18 protein-coding genes are annotated in these 17,314 nt (G+C 61.8%); 12 read left to right on the top strand and 6 right to left on the bottom strand.

The genetic code is table 11. The features are described from left to right. Positions 1-142 precede the first annotated feature (142 nt). From coaBC to ACQ4LH_RS06670, 5 genes are all read left to right on the top strand, one after another. A complete protein-coding gene (gene coaBC / locus ACQ4LH_RS06650) occupies positions 143-1,351 on the top strand; it encodes a bifunctional phosphopantothenoylcysteine decarboxylase/phosphopantothenate--cysteine ligase CoaBC (RefSeq protein WP_430696491.1) in 1,209 nt (402 codons plus the stop codon). Between the two features lie 29 nt (positions 1,352-1,380). Beyond that, positions 1,381-1,836, top strand: coding sequence for a dUTP diphosphatase (gene dut / locus ACQ4LH_RS06655; RefSeq protein ID WP_430696492.1), 456 nt, complete (start codon positions 1,381-1,383; stop codon positions 1,834-1,836). Positions 1,837-1,880: 44 nt separating this feature from the next. Next, a complete protein-coding gene (locus ACQ4LH_RS06660) occupies positions 1,881-4,481 on the top strand; it encodes a phosphomannomutase/phosphoglucomutase (RefSeq protein ID WP_430696493.1) in 2,601 nt (866 codons plus the stop codon). 31 nt (positions 4,482-4,512) lie between these two features. Continuing rightward, positions 4,513-5,418 carry an acetylglutamate kinase gene (gene argB / locus ACQ4LH_RS06665; protein ID WP_430696494.1) on the top strand — a complete coding sequence of 302 codons (906 nt, stop codon included), beginning with the start codon at positions 4,513-4,515 and terminating at the stop codon, positions 5,416-5,418. A 135-nt stretch (positions 5,419-5,553) separates the two neighbouring features. Beyond that, entirely contained in the window at positions 5,554-6,000 is a 447-nt protein-coding gene (locus ACQ4LH_RS06670) for an acyl-CoA thioesterase (RefSeq protein WP_430696495.1), read from the top strand. A 2-nt stretch (positions 6,001-6,002) separates the two neighbouring features. Here the strand turns inward: ACQ4LH_RS06670 and ACQ4LH_RS06675 are convergent, their stop codons facing one another. Next, entirely contained in the window at positions 6,003-6,596 is a 594-nt protein-coding gene (locus ACQ4LH_RS06675) for a DUF4124 domain-containing protein (RefSeq protein ID WP_430696496.1), read from the bottom strand. 23 nt (positions 6,597-6,619) lie between these two features. Then, entirely contained in the window at positions 6,620-7,261 is a 642-nt protein-coding gene (pyrE, locus tag ACQ4LH_RS06680; RefSeq protein WP_430696497.1) for an orotate phosphoribosyltransferase, read from the bottom strand. A 93-nt stretch (positions 7,262-7,354) separates the two neighbouring features. On the opposite strand from pyrE, the gene ACQ4LH_RS06685 reads away from it, so the two are divergent. After that, on the top strand, positions 7,355-8,134 hold the full coding sequence (locus ACQ4LH_RS06685; RefSeq protein ID WP_430696498.1) for a catabolite repression control protein Crc: 780 nt from the start codon (positions 7,355-7,357) through the stop codon (positions 8,132-8,134). Between the two features lie 134 nt (positions 8,135-8,268). Here the strand turns inward: ACQ4LH_RS06685 and ACQ4LH_RS06690 are convergent, their stop codons facing one another. Beyond that, complete coding sequence (locus ACQ4LH_RS06690) at positions 8,269-8,640, bottom strand: DUF4870 domain-containing protein (protein WP_160013746.1); 372 nt, start codon at positions 8,638-8,640, stop codon at positions 8,269-8,271. 40 nt (positions 8,641-8,680) lie between these two features. Next, complete coding sequence (gene rph / locus ACQ4LH_RS06695) at positions 8,681-9,403, bottom strand: ribonuclease PH (protein ID WP_090250558.1); 723 nt, start codon at positions 9,401-9,403, stop codon at positions 8,681-8,683. Between the two features lie 141 nt (positions 9,404-9,544). On the opposite strand from rph, the gene ACQ4LH_RS06700 reads away from it, so the two are divergent. From ACQ4LH_RS06700 to ACQ4LH_RS06725, 6 genes are all read left to right on the top strand, one after another. Then, on the top strand, positions 9,545-10,408 hold the full coding sequence (locus ACQ4LH_RS06700) for a YicC family protein (protein ID WP_430696499.1): 864 nt from the start codon (positions 9,545-9,547) through the stop codon (positions 10,406-10,408). A 49-nt stretch (positions 10,409-10,457) separates the two neighbouring features. After that, the gene (gmk, locus tag ACQ4LH_RS06705) at positions 10,458-11,078 is read left to right on the top strand and encodes a guanylate kinase (protein WP_339523674.1); all 621 of its coding nucleotides are present in this window, start codon (positions 10,458-10,460) and stop codon (positions 11,076-11,078) included. 114 nt (positions 11,079-11,192) lie between these two features. Beyond that, entirely contained in the window at positions 11,193-11,456 is a 264-nt protein-coding gene (gene rpoZ / locus ACQ4LH_RS06710) for a DNA-directed RNA polymerase subunit omega (protein ID WP_430696500.1), read from the top strand. A gap of 60 nt (positions 11,457-11,516) precedes the next feature. Next, positions 11,517-13,625 (top strand): bifunctional GTP diphosphokinase/guanosine-3',5'-bis pyrophosphate 3'-pyrophosphohydrolase, encoded by a 2,109-nt coding sequence (gene spoT / locus ACQ4LH_RS06715; protein ID WP_430696501.1) that lies wholly within the window; start codon positions 11,517-11,519, stop codon positions 13,623-13,625. Positions 13,626-13,772: 147 nt separating this feature from the next. Beyond that, positions 13,773-14,153 (top strand): RidA family protein, encoded by a 381-nt coding sequence (locus ACQ4LH_RS06720; protein ID WP_090250570.1) that lies wholly within the window; start codon positions 13,773-13,775, stop codon positions 14,151-14,153. Positions 14,154-14,201: 48 nt separating this feature from the next. After that, positions 14,202-14,936 (top strand): hypothetical protein, encoded by a 735-nt coding sequence (locus tag ACQ4LH_RS06725; RefSeq protein WP_430696502.1) that lies wholly within the window; start codon positions 14,202-14,204, stop codon positions 14,934-14,936. 19 nt (positions 14,937-14,955) lie between these two features. On the opposite strand, the gene ACQ4LH_RS06730 is transcribed toward ACQ4LH_RS06725, so the two are convergent. Beyond that, on the bottom strand, positions 14,956-15,807 hold the full coding sequence (locus ACQ4LH_RS06730) for an SDR family oxidoreductase (RefSeq protein WP_430696503.1): 852 nt from the start codon (positions 15,805-15,807) through the stop codon (positions 14,956-14,958). A gap of 30 nt (positions 15,808-15,837) precedes the next feature. Then, a complete protein-coding gene (gene nuoN / locus ACQ4LH_RS06735) occupies positions 15,838-17,313 on the bottom strand; it encodes an NADH-quinone oxidoreductase subunit NuoN (protein ID WP_339523681.1) in 1,476 nt (491 codons plus the stop codon). Position 17,314 lies beyond the last annotated feature (1 nt).

Consider the following 17,314-nt stretch of genomic DNA (forward strand, 5'->3'; position numbering starts at 1 on the left):
CCGCAAAGCCAAGCCTGGCAAGCGCTTGGCAGCGCTACTCCGCTGCAGGCTCTGTGCTATCGTAGCCCAACTTTTGCGCGGCGCCTGGCCTGGGGAGGTGTCGGCGTCGCGGTGTATATCCATCTTTATCAAAGGCAGGCCTATGCAGCGGCTGTATCGGAAACGCATCATTGTTGGCGTGGGCGGCGGTATTGCCGCGTATAAAAGTGCCGAGCTGATTCGCCGACTCAAGGACCAGGACTCCGACGTGCGCGTGGTCATGACCAAAGGCGGTCGCGAATTCATCACCCCGCTGACCCTGCAAGCGCTCTCCGGGCATCCGGTGCACCTTGATCTGCTCGACCCCGAAGCAGAAGCCGCCATGGGCCATATCGAGCTGGCGCGCTGGGCCGATCTGGTATTGATTGCCCCGGCCACTGCCGACCTGATGGCGCGCCTGGCCCAGGGCGTCGCCGATGACCTGCTGACCACCCTGGTGCTGGCCACCGATGCCCCCGTCGCCCTTGCACCGGCAATGAACCAGGCCATGTGGCGCGACCCGGCCACCCAGGCCAACGCTGCACTGCTGACTGCGCGCGGCCTGCATCTGTTTGGCCCCGCCGCCGGCAGCCAGGCCTGCGGCGATGTCGGCCTGGGCCGCATGCTCGAAGCCGAACAGCTGGTGCAATGCGCCGCCGACTGCTTCCAGCACCAGGCACTGACTGGCAAACATGTGCTGATTACCGCAGGGCCGACCCAGGAAAACATCGACCCGGTGCGCTATATCACCAACCACAGCTCCGGCAAGATGGGCTTCGCCATCGCCGAAGCAGCCGCCGAGGCCGGTGCCAAGGTCACTCTGATCAGCGGCCCGGTACACCTACCAACGCCCGAGCGCGTCACCCGCATCAACGTCACCAGCGCCCGCGATATGCTCGCCGCCTGTGAAGCTGCGATGCCCTGCGACCTGCTGATCGCCGCAGCTGCGGTGGCCGATTACCGCCCGGAAGTGGTCGCCCAGCACAAATTGAAAAAAGACCCCACCAGTGGTGATGGTCTGCTCCTGCAAATGGTCCGTAACCCGGATATTCTCGCCACCCTGGCGGGGCGCAGTGATCGGCCGTTCAGCGTCGGCTTTGCAGCCGAAACCGAGAATCTGCTGGAGTACGCCTCGCGCAAACTGCGCGACAAGAACCTCGACCTGATTGTCGCCAATGACGTGGCCAACCCCAGCATCGGCTTCAACAGCGAAGAAAACGCCATCACCATCATCGACCGTGAGCTCCAACAGAGCAGCTTCGCCCAGACCAGCAAAAGCAAGATTGCCCGCCAACTGGTGAGCTTTATTGCCGACCGCCTGGCCCGCAGCTGACGCCCCACTCACTGACTACAGAGCCTGATATGCACGCCTTACAAGCCAAGATCCTCGACCCGCGCCTGGGCAGCGAATTTCCTCTGCCGCATTACGCCACCCCAGGCTCCGCCGGCCTCGACCTGCGCGCCATGCTGAAACAGGAGCTGGTGCTGGAACCCGGGCAAACCGTGCTGATTCCCACCGGCCTGTCGATCTACATTGGCGACCCTGGCCTGGCCGCGATGATCCTGCCGCGCTCAGGCCTGGGCCATAAACATGGCATCGTCCTCGGCAATCTGGTTGGACTGATCGACTCGGACTACCAGGGCGAATTGATGGTGTCCTGCTGGAACCGTGGGCAGGCGCCATTCACCATCGCCATCGGTGAACGTATCGCGCAACTGATTCTGGTACCGGTGGTGCAGGCCCATTTCGAGCTGGTCGAACAGTTCGATGAGAGCCAGCGCGGCGCAGGCGGCTTCGGCCACTCCGGTAGCCATTGATCGCCGTAACTTAATTCCAGGATGAATTGCCGAGGAGGCGCTGCATGAAACTCTTCAAGCGCACTGCCAAGGACGCTGACGGGGTAACCCCCAGCGCCCAGCTGACCAGTGCCCCCGCCGAACCCAAAGCGGCCAAGAACAACCTCAACACCCTGTTGCCCGGGGTGCTGGCGGCTGTTGTCGGCATCATTCTGGCCGGTGCACTGCTCTGGTTCGGCCCGCTCAACAGCGCCCACCAGCAGCAGCTGCAGCAACTCAGCCAAGCCTGGGGCGGCGGTCAGGCGACCGTACTGCAGAAAGCCCTGCAACAACTCAGCGCCGACACCCAGGCCGCCGCGCGCAACCCGCAGCTGCTGCAGGCCCTGCAAAGCCAGGACATCAACCAGATTCGCGCCGCCGAGCGCAACCTCAGCTACTGGCATGCAGTGGTCGACGTGCACCTCAACGCCCGTGCCCAGGCTGTACAGGACATGGGGCGCAGCGCGCCGATGAACTTTGCCGCGCTGGACATGCTGCGCCGCGCAGAAAACGGCCAGACGCCGGCACCGGAGGCCTACAAAGTGGGCCAACGCTGGCTGGTCTACAGCGCCGCACCGCTGCGTCTGAGCGAAGGCGAACCGCTGCACGGCACTCTGCTGCTGGTCGTCGACCTTGAGCGCCTGCTGGCCACCCTGCCGGTGATGCCCGCCGAAATCGGCCAGATCCAGCTGATCCAGCAGTTCAACAATACCGCCGCCCAGGTACTTGCCCAACGCGGCCAGGCTGAAGGCACCGCACAGGCATTCAGCACCGGCAATCCCAACTGGACAGTCAGCTTCACCCCCGGCCCGTCGCTGACCAACTCGGTGTTCTCGCCGCTGCTGCTGGCCATCGCCGGGTTGCTGGCCCTGGCTGGCGCCATTACCGGCCTCTATCTGGTGCAGAGCAGCCTGCAACGCCATCTGCGCGCCGACGTGCTGCAGCTGGGACAGATGCTCAAGGAACTGTCCGCCGGCAAGGCCGTCAAAGCCTTCAGCTTGACTCTGCCGGCCTTGGATATCCTCGCGCAGAACCTCGCACGCATGCCGCGCCGCGCGACTGAACCTGCTGTCGCGCTAGCCGCTGGCACAGGTACAACCAATCCAGGACCCGCCACCATGCAAAAGCCCACCAACGCTATGGTCGACCCGCTATTCCAGGACACCGATATCCTCGACATCGATATTCTCGACGAAGACCAGGACCTGCTCGGCCTCGATGAGCCAGCGCCGGCCCCCGTGCAGGCGAAACCGCCCAAGCTGCCAGCGGATATCTTCCGCGCCTACGATATTCGAGGCGTAGTCGGCCGCACCCTGAATGCCGAAACTGCCTACTGGATCGGCCGCGCCATCGGCTCGCAGAGCCTGGCTCAGGGCGAGCCAAATATCGCCGTCGGCCGTGACGGCCGTCTGTCCGGCCCGGAGCTGGCGCAACAGCTGATCCAGGGCCTGCTCGATTGCGGCTGTAGCGTCAGTGATGTCGGCATGGTGCCGACGCCCGTGGTGTATTACGCCGGGCATATCCTCACCGGCAAATCCGCGGTAATGCTCACCGGCAGCCACAACCCGAAGGACTACAACGGTTTCAAGATCGTTATCGCCGGCGACACCCTGGCCAACGAACAGATCCAGGCCCTAAAAGCGCGCATCGACAACAACGACCTGGCCAGCGGCGTCGGCACGGTTGAGCAGGTCGATGTATTGGAGCGCTACTTCAAGCAGATCCGCGATGATATCGCCATAGCCAAACCCATGCGCGTAGTAGTCGACTGCGGTAATGGCGTGGCCGGGGTGATCGCCCCGCAACTGATCGAGGCGCTGGGCTGCTCGGTGATTCCGCTGTACTGCGAAGTTGACGGCAACTTCCCCAATCACCACCCTGATCCCGGCAAGCCGGAAAACCTAGTGGACCTGATCGCCAAGGTGAAAAGCGAGAAAGCCGATATCGGCCTGGCCTTCGACGGCGACGGCGACCGCGTGGGCGTGGTGACCAATACCGGCGCCATCGTCTACCCGGACCGCCTGTTGATGCTGTTCGCCAAGGACGTAGTGTCGCGCAACCCCGGCGCCGACATCATCTTCGACGTCAAATGTACACGTCGCCTGACCCCGCTGATCAGCGGTTACGGCGGCCGCCCGGTGATGTGGAAAACCGGCCACTCGCTGATCAAGAAGAAGATGAAGGAAACCGGCGCGCTGCTGGCTGGCGAAATGAGCGGGCATATCTTCTTCAAGGAGCGCTGGTTTGGCTTCGACGACGGCATCTATGCCGCCGCGCGCCTGCTGGAAATCCTCAGCCAGGATCGCCGCGACGCCGACCACGTGTTCAACGCATTCCCGAACGATATCTCCACCCCGGAAATCAATATCCAGGTCACCGAGCAGAGCAAGTTCAGCATCATCGAACGCCTACAACGCGACGGTGTGTGGGGCGAAGGCAATATCACCAACCTCGATGGCGTGCGCGTCGACTACCCCAAAGGCTGGGGCCTGGTGCGTGCCTCCAACACCACACCGGTGCTGGTGCTGCGCTTCGAGGCGGAAACCGAACAGGAACTCGAACGGATCAAGGAAGTGTTCCGCGCCCAGCTATACAGCGCGGTGCCGGACCTCGACCTGCCGTTCTGATTGATTAGCGAATTTTCTACTGGAGCCCTGCATGACCCTCGAACGTGATGCCGCCACCAACGTCGCCAAGGTACTGTCCGAAGCACTGCCGTATATCCGCCGCTTCGTCGGCAAGACACTGGTGATCAAATACGGCGGCAACGCCATGGAAAGCGAAGAGCTCAAGCAAGGCTTCGCCCGCGACATCGTGTTGATGAAGGCGGTCGGCATCAACCCGGTAGTCGTTCACGGCGGCGGCCCGCAGATCGGTGATCTGCTCAAGCGCCTAAGCATCGAAAGCCACTTTGTCGACGGCATGCGCGTCACCGATACCGCGACCATGGACGTGGTGGAAATGGTCCTCGGCGGCCAGGTCAACAAGAGCATCGTCAACCTGATCAACCAGCACGGCGGCAGCGCCATCGGCCTGACCGGCAAAGACGCTCAGCTGATCCGCGCCAAGAAGCTCCAGGTCACCCGCCAGACCCCGGAAATGACCCAGCCGGAAATCATCGATATCGGCCACGTCGGCGAAGTCACCGGGGTCAACACTGACCTGCTGAATATGCTGGTCAAGGGCGACTTTATTCCAGTCATCGCGCCAATTGGCGTTGGCCCGGATGGCGAGTCGTACAACATCAACGCCGACCTGGTGGCCGGCAAGGTGGCCGAGGCGCTGAAAGCCGAAAAGCTGATGCTGCTGACCAATATCGCCGGCCTGATGGACAAGCAAGGCCAGGTGCTCACCGGCCTGACTACCGAACAGGTCGACAGCCTGATCGCCGACGGCACCATCTACGGCGGCATGCTGCCGAAGATCCGCTGCGCCCTGGAAGCGGTGCAAGGCGGCGTGACCAGCGCGCATATCATCGACGGCCGCGTACCGAATGCGGTGCTGCTGGAAATCTTCACCGACAGCGGTGTCGGCACATTGATCTGCAACCGTAAACGTCACTAAGCTCCTGCCTGCAATGCGAATCAGCCGGGTAATCCTGGCTGATTCAGCCGCCTGATAGCCTGCTACAACCCTTGCAGCAGGTCGCCGCAACACCGAAGCTCAGTGATCCCTCACTGCCAGCCAGAGGTGTACCGCATGCCAACCGCGCCATCCCGTGAAACCTTCAGCTTTTTCCACACGCTGCGCGTGCGCTGGGCCGAAGTCGACCCGCAGAGCATCGTGTTCAACGGTCACTACCTGACCTACGCCGATGTCGCCATCACCGAATACTTCCGCGCCCTGGGCATTCGCTACCCGGATGACCTGAGCCGCGACGGCGGTGACTTCTTCGCGATCAAGACCGTACTGGAATACCTGGCACCCGCGCGCTTCGATGATCAGTTGCAGATCGGCATTCGCGTCGCCCGCCTGGGCCGCTCGAGCCTGAGCTTTGCCATGGGCATCTGGTGCGGCGAGCAGGCGCTGACCGCTGGCGAAGTAATTTACGTGCACGCGGACAGCGCAAGCCGCAGCAGCAGTCCGCTACCGACATGGTTGAGGGAAAAGATTCTGGCCTTTGAGTGCTGCGCGCCCGAGCAATAAGGCTACTGGTTGCGGCCCAGCAGTTCCTTGAGCCGCTCGCGGTCGGCATTGAAGCTGCTGTCAGCTTCTTTGCGCGCGGCCTGATAACGCTGGATGTCGCCCTTGAGGCGCTCCTGCTCGGCCTTCTGGTTATCGATTTGCGCTAGCAGATGCGCCGGCACTGCACGCCCGGCACGCTCATGATCGGCGGCCTGGCTCTGCAGATTGGCCTGCTGGGTGCGCACTGACTGCAGGTTGCCGCGCGCCCCACCGATCAAACCATCTAGCTCGGCCAGCTTGCGCTCACGCGCGCGTTCCACGTCTTCCGGAGTGCTGTATAGGCGCAGTAACTGCGCATCGGAGCTGGCGCGAGCCTTGTCGGCGAGAATGCGCTTCATCTCCTCAGGGCTGGGAGCCGGCGGAATCACCTGGATCACTCGCCCCTGGTCATTCAGCACTTCATACCCTTTGCTGATGTGCTCCGGCGGCACGCCCTGACGGCTGAGCACCGTGGTGCCTTTGTCATCGACGTAGCGGTACAACTCAGCCGCACCCGCCACAACCGGCAGCAGTAGGCCTAGCAACAGCGAACAGCAGGTCAGGGCAGGTCTATGCATCGATGCAGCACCTTATCGACAGGTTAGATTCCGTATTCCGCGCGGTAGGCTTCTACCGCTGGCAGATACTGCTTGAGTTCAGCATCCTCTGCCAGATATTCCAGTACCTGCTCGAGTGACACAATGCTCACCACCGGCATGCCGTAGTCGCGCTCGACCTCTTGAATCGCCGACAACTCGCCTTTGCCGCGCTCCTGACGATTCAGTGCGATCAGCACACCAGCCGCTTGCGCGCCCTGAGCCTGAATGATCTGCATCACTTCACGAATCGCCGTGCCAGCGGTAATCACGTCATCGATGATCAGCACACGACCCGCCAGCGGAGCGCCCACCAAGGTGCCACCTTCGCCATGATCCTTGGCTTCCTTACGGTTGAAACACCAAGGCATATCACGCTGATGGTGCTCAGCCAGCGCCACCGCAGTGGTCGCGGCCAGCGGAATACCCTTGTAGGCCGGACCAAACAGCACGTCGAAGTCGATGCCGCTGTCTACCACGGCTGCGGCGTAAAAACGCCCGAGCTGCGCCAGGGCCAAACCGCTGTCAAACAGCCCGGCATTGAAGAAATAAGGACTGATGCGCCCGGATTTGAGGGTGTACTGACCAAAGCGCAGAACCCCACGCTCGATGGCAAAACGGATGAAATCACGTTGATACGCTTGCATGAAAAAGCCCCGGACAGCACGGATTTACTAGGTAATTTAGCTAATAGAGGTGAGCTCGGGTATCATACACGCACGTGATTTTGGGGGCCATTTATGCGGATCATCAGTGTGAACGTGAATGGTATTCATGCTGCAGTCGAGCGCGGTTTGCTCAGTTGGCTGCAAGCACAGAATGCCGACGTCATCTGCCTGCAGGACACCCGCGCCTCCGCCTTTGAACTGGACGACCAAGCCCTCCAACTGGATGGCTATTTCCTCTATGCCTGCGATGCAGAAGTGCCCAGCCAAGGTGGCGTGGCGCTGTATTCGCGGTTGCAACCCAAGGCGGTAATCAGCGGCCTCGGCTTTGAAATGGCCGATCGCTATGGGCGCTACCTGCAGGCCGATTTCGACAAAGTAAGTATTGCCACCATGCTGATGCCTTCGGGGCAGCAGGGTGATGAAAGCTTGAATCAGAAATTCAAGTTTATGGACGACTTCACCCATTATTTGGACAAGCAGCGCCGCAAGCGCCGCGAGTACATCTATTGCGGCTCGTTCTACGTGGCGCATCAGAAGCTCGACGTGAAGAACTGGCGCGACTGCCAGCAATCACCGGGCTTCCTCGCCCCGGAACGCGCCTGGATGGATGAAGTGATTGGCACCATGGGCTATGTCGATGCGCTGCGCGAAGTCAGCCGTGAAGGCGACCAGTTCAGCTGGTGGCCAGACAGCGAGCAGGCCGAATTGCTCAACTTGGGCTATCGCTTCGACTATCAGCTGCTCACGCCCGGCATGCGCCGCAGCATCCGCAGCGCGCGCCTGCCGCGCCAGCCACGTTTCTCGCAGCACGCGCCGCTGATCGTTGATTACGACTGGATGCTCAGCGTCTAGCCTGATCAGCAGACAGCAAAAAGCCGGCTAAACGCCGGCTTTTTATGATGTGCCATCCCTGACCACCACCCTGCGGGTCGTCGCGATGCGACGTTAAAAATCGCTCCCGGCGATTTTTTGCATCTGCGTAACGCTTATTTCACTAAGCGCCAAGCAAAGGGATAACGATAGGCCTGGCCTTCATTGGCCTTGATCCCGGCAATAATCGTCAACACCAGCGCCGCGATGCTGACCAGCACCAACAACGGGAAGCCCACAACAACGACCATCAACAGGAAGCACAGCAGCGCGGCCAGGGCCACGCTGATCTGGAAGTTCAGCGCTTCCTTGCCTTGAGCATCGACGAACGGATCAAGATCCTTCTTGATCTGCCAGACGATCAACGGCCCAAGCAGATTACCAAAGGGAATCACCAGCCCGAGAAAGGCAGCGAAGTGGCAGAACATCGCCCATTGGCGGGCTTCAGGACCGGGAACCGGCTGTGGCGCTTGGGACTCGTCGCTCATGGTGCTTCTCCTTGCGTTACGAACCTGTAGTACAGCTCAATCAGTCAGCCAGAGCCGCTTGCTGCAGCTCGAACAGCTCAGTCATACCTTTCTGCGCCAACGCCAGCATGGCGTTCAGCTCAGCCGGCTGGAATGGTGCGCCTTCGGCAGTGCCCTGCACTTCAATAAAGCCACCGGCGCTGGTCATCACCACGTTGAGGTCGGTTTCGGCGGCGGAATCTTCCAGATAATCCAGATCCAGCACTGGCTCGCCCTGATACATGCCTACTGATACGGCAGCAATCATCTGCTTGAGCGGATCACCACCTTTCAGACCGCCACGTTTCTTGATCACTTTCAGCGCGTCGACCAGGGCCACCATGGCACCGGTAATAGACGCGGTGCGGGTGCCGCCGTCAGCCTGGATCACGTCGCAGTCGACGTACAGGGTGTTCTCGCCCAGCTTCGACATATCCAGCGCGGCGCGCAGCGAACGGCCGATCAAACGCTGGATTTCCAGGGTACGGCCGCCCTGCTTGCCACGGCTGGCTTCACGCTGGTTACGGTCGCCAGTGGCGCGCGGCAGCATGCCGTACTCGGCGGTCAGCCAACCCTGGCCCTGGCCCTTGAGAAAGCGCGGAACTCCCGACTCGACACTGACCGTGCAAATCACTTTGGTATCGCCAAATTCCACCAGCACCGAACCCTCGGCATGCTTGGTGTAGTTGCGGGTGATGCGAATCGAGCGCAACTGATCGGCGGCGCGGCCACTAGGACGTTTCATCTAGGAATTCCTGCTCTGAATAAAAAATCTGCTCGGCATTATAGGGCCGTAAGCCCGTAGCGGGTGTGCCGAATTGGGAGCGCCCGACGCACTGCGCTACAATCCTGCGCCTTTCGTTCCAACTTTTCGCGAGGTTCACCCATGATCCACAGCATGACAGCCTTCGCCCGCGCCGAGCAGGCCGGTGCCAACGGCACCCTGAGCTGGGAGCTGCGCTCGGTCAACCATCGCTACCTGGAACCCCATCTGCGCTTGCCGGAAAGCTTCCGCGACCTCGAAGGCGCGGTACGCGAAGCGCTGCGTAACGGCCTGTCGCGAGGCAAAGTCGAATGCACCCTGCGCTTTAGCGACGATAATGCCGGCAAAGCCCTGCAAGTCGACCTGGAACGCGCTGCACAGCTAATCGCCGCCGCCGAAAGCGTGGCTGGCCTGATCAAGCAGCCGGCCGCACTCAACCCATTGGAAGTACTTGGCTGGCCAGGCGTACTGGTGGCCGATGCAGCCGACCCGCAAGCATTGAATCAGAGCGCCCTGAGCCTGTTCACCGAGGCGTTGACCGAACTGAAGAACGGCCGCGAACGCGAAGGCAGCGAGCTGGCCAAGCTGCTCAATGAGCGCCTGGACAGCATCCTCGAGCAGGTAGTTGCCCTGCGCGAACTGGTACCGCAGATGCTCGCCGGACAACGCCAGAAGATTCTCGACCGCTGTGCCGAGATGCAGGCCGAGCTGGACCCACAGCGCCTGGAGCAGGAACTGGTGATCCTCGCGCAGAAAAGTGATGTCGCCGAAGAGCTGGACCGCCTCAGCACCCATGTCAGCGAAGTGCGCCGCGTGCTGAAAACCGGTGGGCAAGCCGGCCGGCGCCTGGATTTCCTCATGCAGGAACTCAACCGCGAAGCCAACACCCTCGGTTCCAAGGCCTTCGACACTCGCAGCACCCAGGCGGCGGTAAACCTTAAAGTGCTGATCGAGCAGATGCGCGAACAAGTGCAGAACATCGAATAAGCCCGACCGCCACTGCTACTCTCTGAACAACGCGTTCCAGGATTGATCCATGAGCATAACCACCGGCACCCTCTACATCATTTCCGCCCCGTCCGGCGCGGGCAAGACCAGCCTGGTCAAAGCGCTGATCGACAGCGAGGCGCAGATTCGTGTGTCCGTCTCGCACACCACCCGCGCCATGCGTCCTGGCGAAGTGGACGGGGTGAACTACCACTTCGCCAGCCGCGAGCAGTTTCACGCCATGCTCGACAAGACCGAGTTCCTCGAACACGCGGAAGTCTTCGGCAACCTCTATGGCACCTCGCAGGAATGGGTCAAACAGACCCTGCGCGAAGGCTTCGACCTGATTCTGGAGATCGACTGGCAAGGCGCGCAGCAAGTACGTCGGCTGATGCCGGAAGCCAAATCAATCTTTATTCTGCCGCCGACCCAGGAAGCGCTGCGCCATCGCCTGACCAACCGCGGCCAGGACAGCGGCGAGATCATCGAGCGACGCATGCGTGAAGCCGTCAGCGAGATGAGCCACTACGTCGAATACGATTACCTGCTGATCAACGACGACTTCGCCCACGCCTTGAGCGATCTGAAGGCGATTTTCCGCGCCAATCAGCTGCTGCAAGGCCCGCAACAGCAACGCCACAGCGGTTTGCTCAGCGAGTTACTGGTCTGACTTATCGCGCTGCGACAAATCAAAGCTTCCCTTAATGCTGGTGATTTTTTAGACTATCCAGTCCGCTCGCCCATTTGGGCCCAGCTCTATTACGCATTTGCTACGAGGAACACCATGGCCCGCGTTACCGTCGAAGATTGCCTGGATCACGTTGATAACCGCTTCGAGCTGGTCATGCTCGCTACCAAGCGTTCGCGCCAACTGGCTACCGGTGGCAAAGAGCCGAAGCTGGCTTGGGAAAATGACAAGCCGACCGTAGTCGCGCTGCGCGAAATCGCCGCTGGCCTGATGAGCTACGAGGTCATCGCGCAAGACGATATCGTCGAAGAAGAACCACTGTTTGCTGCATTCGAGGAAGAGGCTAACGAGCCTCTGTAAGCCTATGCCGGGTCGACGTCGTCAGGCGCAGGGTCATCTGAATCGGCAAGGGGAACGCCCATGCCGAGCATAGACGCCCTCGCCGACAGACTTTCGAGCTACCTCGACGGCGACCAGGTCAATCTGGTTCGCCGCGCTTATTTCTACGCCGAACAAGCCCACGACGGCCAACGCCGCCGCAGCGGCGAAGCCTACGTCACCCATCCCCTAGCAGTGGCGAGCATCCTGGCTGACATGCACATGGACCATCAGAGCCTGATGGCAGCGATGCTGCATGACGTGATCGAAGACACCGGTATCGCCAAAGAAGCCCTGGACGCCCAGTTCGGCGAATCCGTGGCGGAACTGGTTGATGGGGTCAGCAAACTGACCCAGATGAACTTCGAAACCAAGGCCGAGGCCCAGGCCGAGAATTTCCAGAAGATGGCCATGGCCATGGCCCGCGATATCCGGGTGATTCTGGTCAAACTGGCCGACCGCCTGCACAACATGCGCACCCTGGAAGTGCTGTCCGGCGAAAAACGCCGACGCATCGCCAAGGAAACCCTGGAAATCTACGCACCGATTGCCAACCGCCTGGGCATGCACAGCATGCGCATCGAGTTCGAAGACCTGGGCTTCAAGGCCATGCACCCGATGCGCTCCGAGCGCATCCGCACAGCGGTCAAGCGTGCTCGGGGCAACCGCAAGGAAATCGTCAACAAGATCGAAGAGTCGATCACCCACTGCCTGGCCCGTGAAGGCATGGAAGGCGAGGTGATGGGCCGCGAGAAGCACCTCTACGGCATCTACCAGAAGATGCGCGGCAAGCGCCGGGCGTTCAACGAAATCATGGACGTCTACGCCTTCCGCATCGTCGTCGATAAGGTCGACACCTGCTACCGCGTGCTTGGCGCCGTGCATAACCTGTACAAGCCCCTGCCCGGCCGCTTCAAGGATTACATCGCAATCCCCAAGGCCAACGGCTACCAGTCGCTGCACACCACGCTGTTCGGCATGCACGGCGTACCGATCGAAATCCAGATCCGCACCCGCGAGATGGAAGAGCTGGCCAACAACGGCATTGCCGCGCACTGGCTGTACAAATCCAACGAGGAAGACCAGCCCAAGGGCAGCCACGCCCGCGCGCGGCAGTGGGTCAAGGGCGTGCTGGAGATGCAGCAACGCGCCGGCAACTCGCTGGAATTTATCGAGAGCGTGAAGATCGACCTGTTCCCCGACGAGGTCTACGTGTTCACGCCCAAGGGCCGCATCATGGAGCTGCCAAAAGGCTCCACGGCGGTCGACTTTGCTTACGCGGTGCACACCGACGTCGGCAACACCTGCATCGCCTGCCGCATAAACCGCCGCCTGGCGCCGCTGTCGCAAGCCCTGGAAAGCGGTTCGACGGTGGAAATCGTCACTGCGCCGGGTGCACGACCAAACCCGGCCTGGCTGAGCTTCGTGGTCACCGGCAAGGCGCGCACGCATATTCGCCACGCCCTGAAACTGCAGCGCCGCTCGGAATCCATCAGCCTTGGCGAACGCCTGCTGAACAAGGTGCTCGCCGGTTTCGACAGCCGCGTCGACAAGCTTTCGCCCGAGCGGGTGCAGGCGGTGCTCGCCGAATACCATCAGGACGTCATCGAAGACCTGCTGGAAGACATCGGCCTGGGCAACCGCATGGCCTATGTGGTGGCGCGCCGCCTGCTCAGTGACAGCAACGAAGCCCTGCCGAGCAGCGAAGGCCCACTGGCAATTCGCGGCACCGAGGGCCTGGTGCTGAGCTACGCCAAGTGCTGCACGCCAATTCCGGGCGACCCGATTGTCGGCCACCTGTCCGCCGGCAAAGGCATGGTGGTGCACCTGGACAGCTGCAAGAACATCGGCGAGATCCGCCACAATCCGGAAAAATGCATCCAGCTGTCCTGGGCCAAGGACGTTACCGGCGAGTTTAATGTCGAGCTGCGTGTCGAGCTTGAGCACCAGCGCGGCCTGATCGCCCTGCTGGCCGGCAGCGTGAATGCCGCCGACGGCAATATCGAGAAGATCAGCATGGACGAGCGCGATGGCCGCATCAGCGTCGTGCAGCTGGTGGTCAGTGTGCATGACCGTGTGCACCTGGCCCGAGTGATCAAGAAGCTGCGCGCCCTGACCGGGGTAATTCGCATCACCCGTGCGCGCGCCTGATCGGCCAAGCCCAAAATTGAACAGCGCAATCAGCCGCCAGCTGTACTTTGACAGCCGCTGTGGCTTTCACCCAACCTAGGCAATCTAACTGGCAGCGCGCCCATGTGCGCTGCAGTGTTCCTCCACATCAGCTTTACAGGAGTTCCCATGAGCAAGAGCGTTATCACCAGCGACAAGGCCCCAGCCGCAATCGGCACCTACTCCCAGGCGATCAAGGCGGGCAACACCGTGTACATGTCCGGGCAGATCCCGCTGGACCCGAAAACCATGGAACTGGTGGAAGGCTTCGAAGCCCAGACCGTGCAGGTGTTCGAGAACCTCAAAGCAGTCGCCGAAGCTGCAGGCGGTTCGTTCAAGGACATCGTCAAGCTGAACATCTTCCTCACCGACCTGTCGCACTTCGCCAAGGTCAATGAAGTCATGGGCCGTTACTTCGAGCAGCCCTACCCAGCCCGTGCGGCCATCGGCGTAGCCGCCCTGCCACGCGGTTCGCAGGTGGAAATGGACGCTATTCTAGTTCTCGAATAAGCCCCTCGGCGGGGCCGCTGCCCCGCCCTTCCCTCTTGAGGACGCCGCATGCGTTGCCTGTTTGTTGCCCTGCTCACCGGCGTCCTGCTCAGCGGTTGCGCCAGCACACCGCAAGACCCAAGCGGCACCTGGATCAACCAGGCAGCCATTGAAGCTGCCGTCGAAAGCGGCAACCTGCGCGAAGCCCTGCTGGCCTACGGCCCCAATCTGGAATGGCAAATCGACAACCAGCGTCAGCTGGCCAGCTTCAGCAATGGTTTCGAGCGCGGCGAAGGCAGCTTCGCGCGCCAGGCCGATGGCCAGCTGCGCGTGCAGTTCTACGGTGACTTTCAGGAAACCCTGAACCTCAGCGACGATGAGCTGGTCCAGGCGCAAAGCGATACCTGGCTGGAACAACGCTTTGTCCGCGCACCTGCCGCGCCAGGGCCGCTGGCGCCACCGGGAAGCAGCTTCGAGCAGGCGTTGTACAGCGCCTACCTGGGCGGTACCTGGTTGATCGAGGAAGGCCTCGGCGAAGGCGGCCTCGTACTGTTCCAGGCCGATGGCAGCCTGCAGGGCCTGCCAGGCGCAGAGCGTTATGCGTTGTGTCTCGCGGGTGACTGCGCGGCCATGAGCGGCGAATTCGACAGCCTCTGGCTGCAACTGGGCGACCAAGGGCAAAGCTGGCTGTTCGAGCGTGAAGGCGATCAGTTGCGCGTCTTTGAAGCGCTCAACCGCTCACAGATCGATGAAATGCCCAGCTACTACAAAGGCCAGCAGCGCTGGCTGTTGGTCAAACGCTAAACCCGCGCAAAACGCCAAGCTACAGCTGCTGCAGAATCACCCGGTAACCCTCGCGGTAGCTCGGATATTGCGGCGCCCAGCCCAGGGCGCGGGCGCGGGCGTTGCTGCAACGCTTGCTACCTGAGCGGCGTACCGTCGACTGCTCGGACCAATGGCTGACATCCAGCTGCTCGCGCAACCAGGCCACCACCTCGTGCAGCGGCGCCGGCTGATCGTCGACGCCGATATAGCAGTCATCCAGCGCCACGCCTCGGGCATCGGCCTGCAGCAGATAGGCCAGTAGCCCCGCCGCGTCATCGACATGGATGCGGTTGCCATACAGCGGCGGCTCACTGACCACCCGATAACCCTGGCGCACCTGCTTGAGCAACCATTCGCGGCCTGGGCCGTAGATGCCGGTGAGGCGTACCAGGCTGACGGGCAGCCCGCTATGCAAGGCCAGCTGCTCGGCCTCGCGCATGATCCGTCCGGAGTAGCTATCAGCCTCTGCAGGCGAGTTTTCATCCACCCACTCGCCGAGCTGTTGGCCATACACGCCGCTGCTGGAGACAAACAGCAGGCGCTTGGGCCGTTGGCCCTGTTGCGCCAGCCAACCCAGCACGCGGCGCAGGCCGTCGACATAGGCGGAGCGGTAGCCGGCCTCGTCGTGTTCGGTGGCGGCCGCGCAATACACCAGGTAATCAAGCGGTTCGCTCGGCCAGGCGGCCGGGCAGGCATCGGCATGCAGATCACCGGCAACCGGGCGAATGCCCTGCGGCAGCAGCTGAACGCTGCGGCGCAGGCCGTACACCGTCCAGCCTGCAGCGCTTAGCTGCTGACCCAGACGGCTGCCGACATCACCACAGCCGGCGATCATCAGTGTCTTACTCATCGTTGCGTATTCCTTAGGCTCTGTTGCTCATCAGGGCAACAGTGCCACCAAGCTGGCCTGCTGCACCAGCTCCAACAGCGGCTGCGGATACACACCGAGGAAGAACGCCAGCACGGCGACGAACAGCAGCATCATGCCGCCGGCGCGCTGCGCCCAGTTGAACGGGGCATCGTGACGGCGCAGATTCGGCTCGACCATAAACAGGGTGACCATCACCCGCAGGTAATAGAACACGCCAATGGCGCTGCCGATTACCAGAGCGGCGAGCAGCCACCACTGCTGCGATTGCACACCGGCGGCGACCACATAGAACTTGCCGATAAACCCAGCCGTCAGCGGAATACCGGCCAGTGACAGCATCATCACAGTGAGCACAGCGGTCAGGTACGGACGGCGCCAGAACAGCCCGCGGTATTCGTAGAGGGCATCGGCATCACGACCGTTGTAGGGCGTCGACATCAGGGTGATCACGCCGAACGCACCCAAGCTGGTCAGCACATAGGTGGCCAGGTACACGCCAACCGCTTCCACGGCCAAGCCCTTGCTGGCAATCAGCGCCACCAGCAGGTAGCCAAAGTGAGCGATTGAGGAATAACCGAGCAGGCGCTTGAGGTTGTTCTGCAGCAGTGCCAGCAGGTTGCCGAAGATGATCGAGGCGATGGCGATTAGCGTCAGCAGGTCATTCAACCAGCCGCCTGCGGTGGCCGGCGACATCTGATACAGACGCAGCAGCACGGCAAACACCGCGACCTTACTGGCGGTGGCGAGGAAGGCTGCCACCGGAGCCGGCGCGCCCTCGTAAACGTCCGGCGTCCACAAGTGGAACGGCACCAGCGACAGTTTGAAGGACAGGCCAATCAGCATCATGCCCACGCCCAACTGCGCCAGCATGCTCGGCAGGCCATCGGCAGCCAGCTTGGCGCCGATGCCGGCGAAGGTCAGGTTGCCCGACTCGGCGTACAGCAGCGCCATGCCGAACAGCAGAAACGCAGAGCCGGCGGCGGACAGCACCATGTACTTGATGCCGGCTTCCAGCGAACGCTTGTTGAAGAAGGCGTAAGCGATCATGCCGTAGGTCGGCACCGAGAGCAGTTCCAGGCCAATAAACAGGCCTGCCAGATGCTGCGCGCTGACCAGCACCAGACCGCCGGCGGCGGACAGCAGCATCAGCAGGTACAGCTCTTCACGGTTGCCTGGATAGCCCTTGCCGGACTCACCGCCCAGGTAGGCGTGGGTCAGCGTCACACAGGCCAGGGTCGCGGCCAGCACCAGAGCCATGTAGTAGCAGGCGAATTTATCCACCAGCAGCAGCGGCGTAACCTCAATGGGCGTTACGCCCAGGGCCGGCAGAAGCGACAGCAGCGCCAGGTTGAGGCCCAGCACCGAGAGGCCGAAGGTCAGCGTGTGGTTGCGCTTCCAGGCGATGGCCAGCATCACCAGCACCACCGTGGCACTGGTGATCAGCAGCGGCAGCAGCGCGATAAAGTGTTGAGTCGTGAATTCCATA

It is taken from the genome of Pseudomonas peli (genome assembly GCF_050563605.1).
Lineage (GTDB): Bacteria > Pseudomonadota > Gammaproteobacteria > Pseudomonadales > Pseudomonadaceae > Aquipseudomonas > Aquipseudomonas peli_A.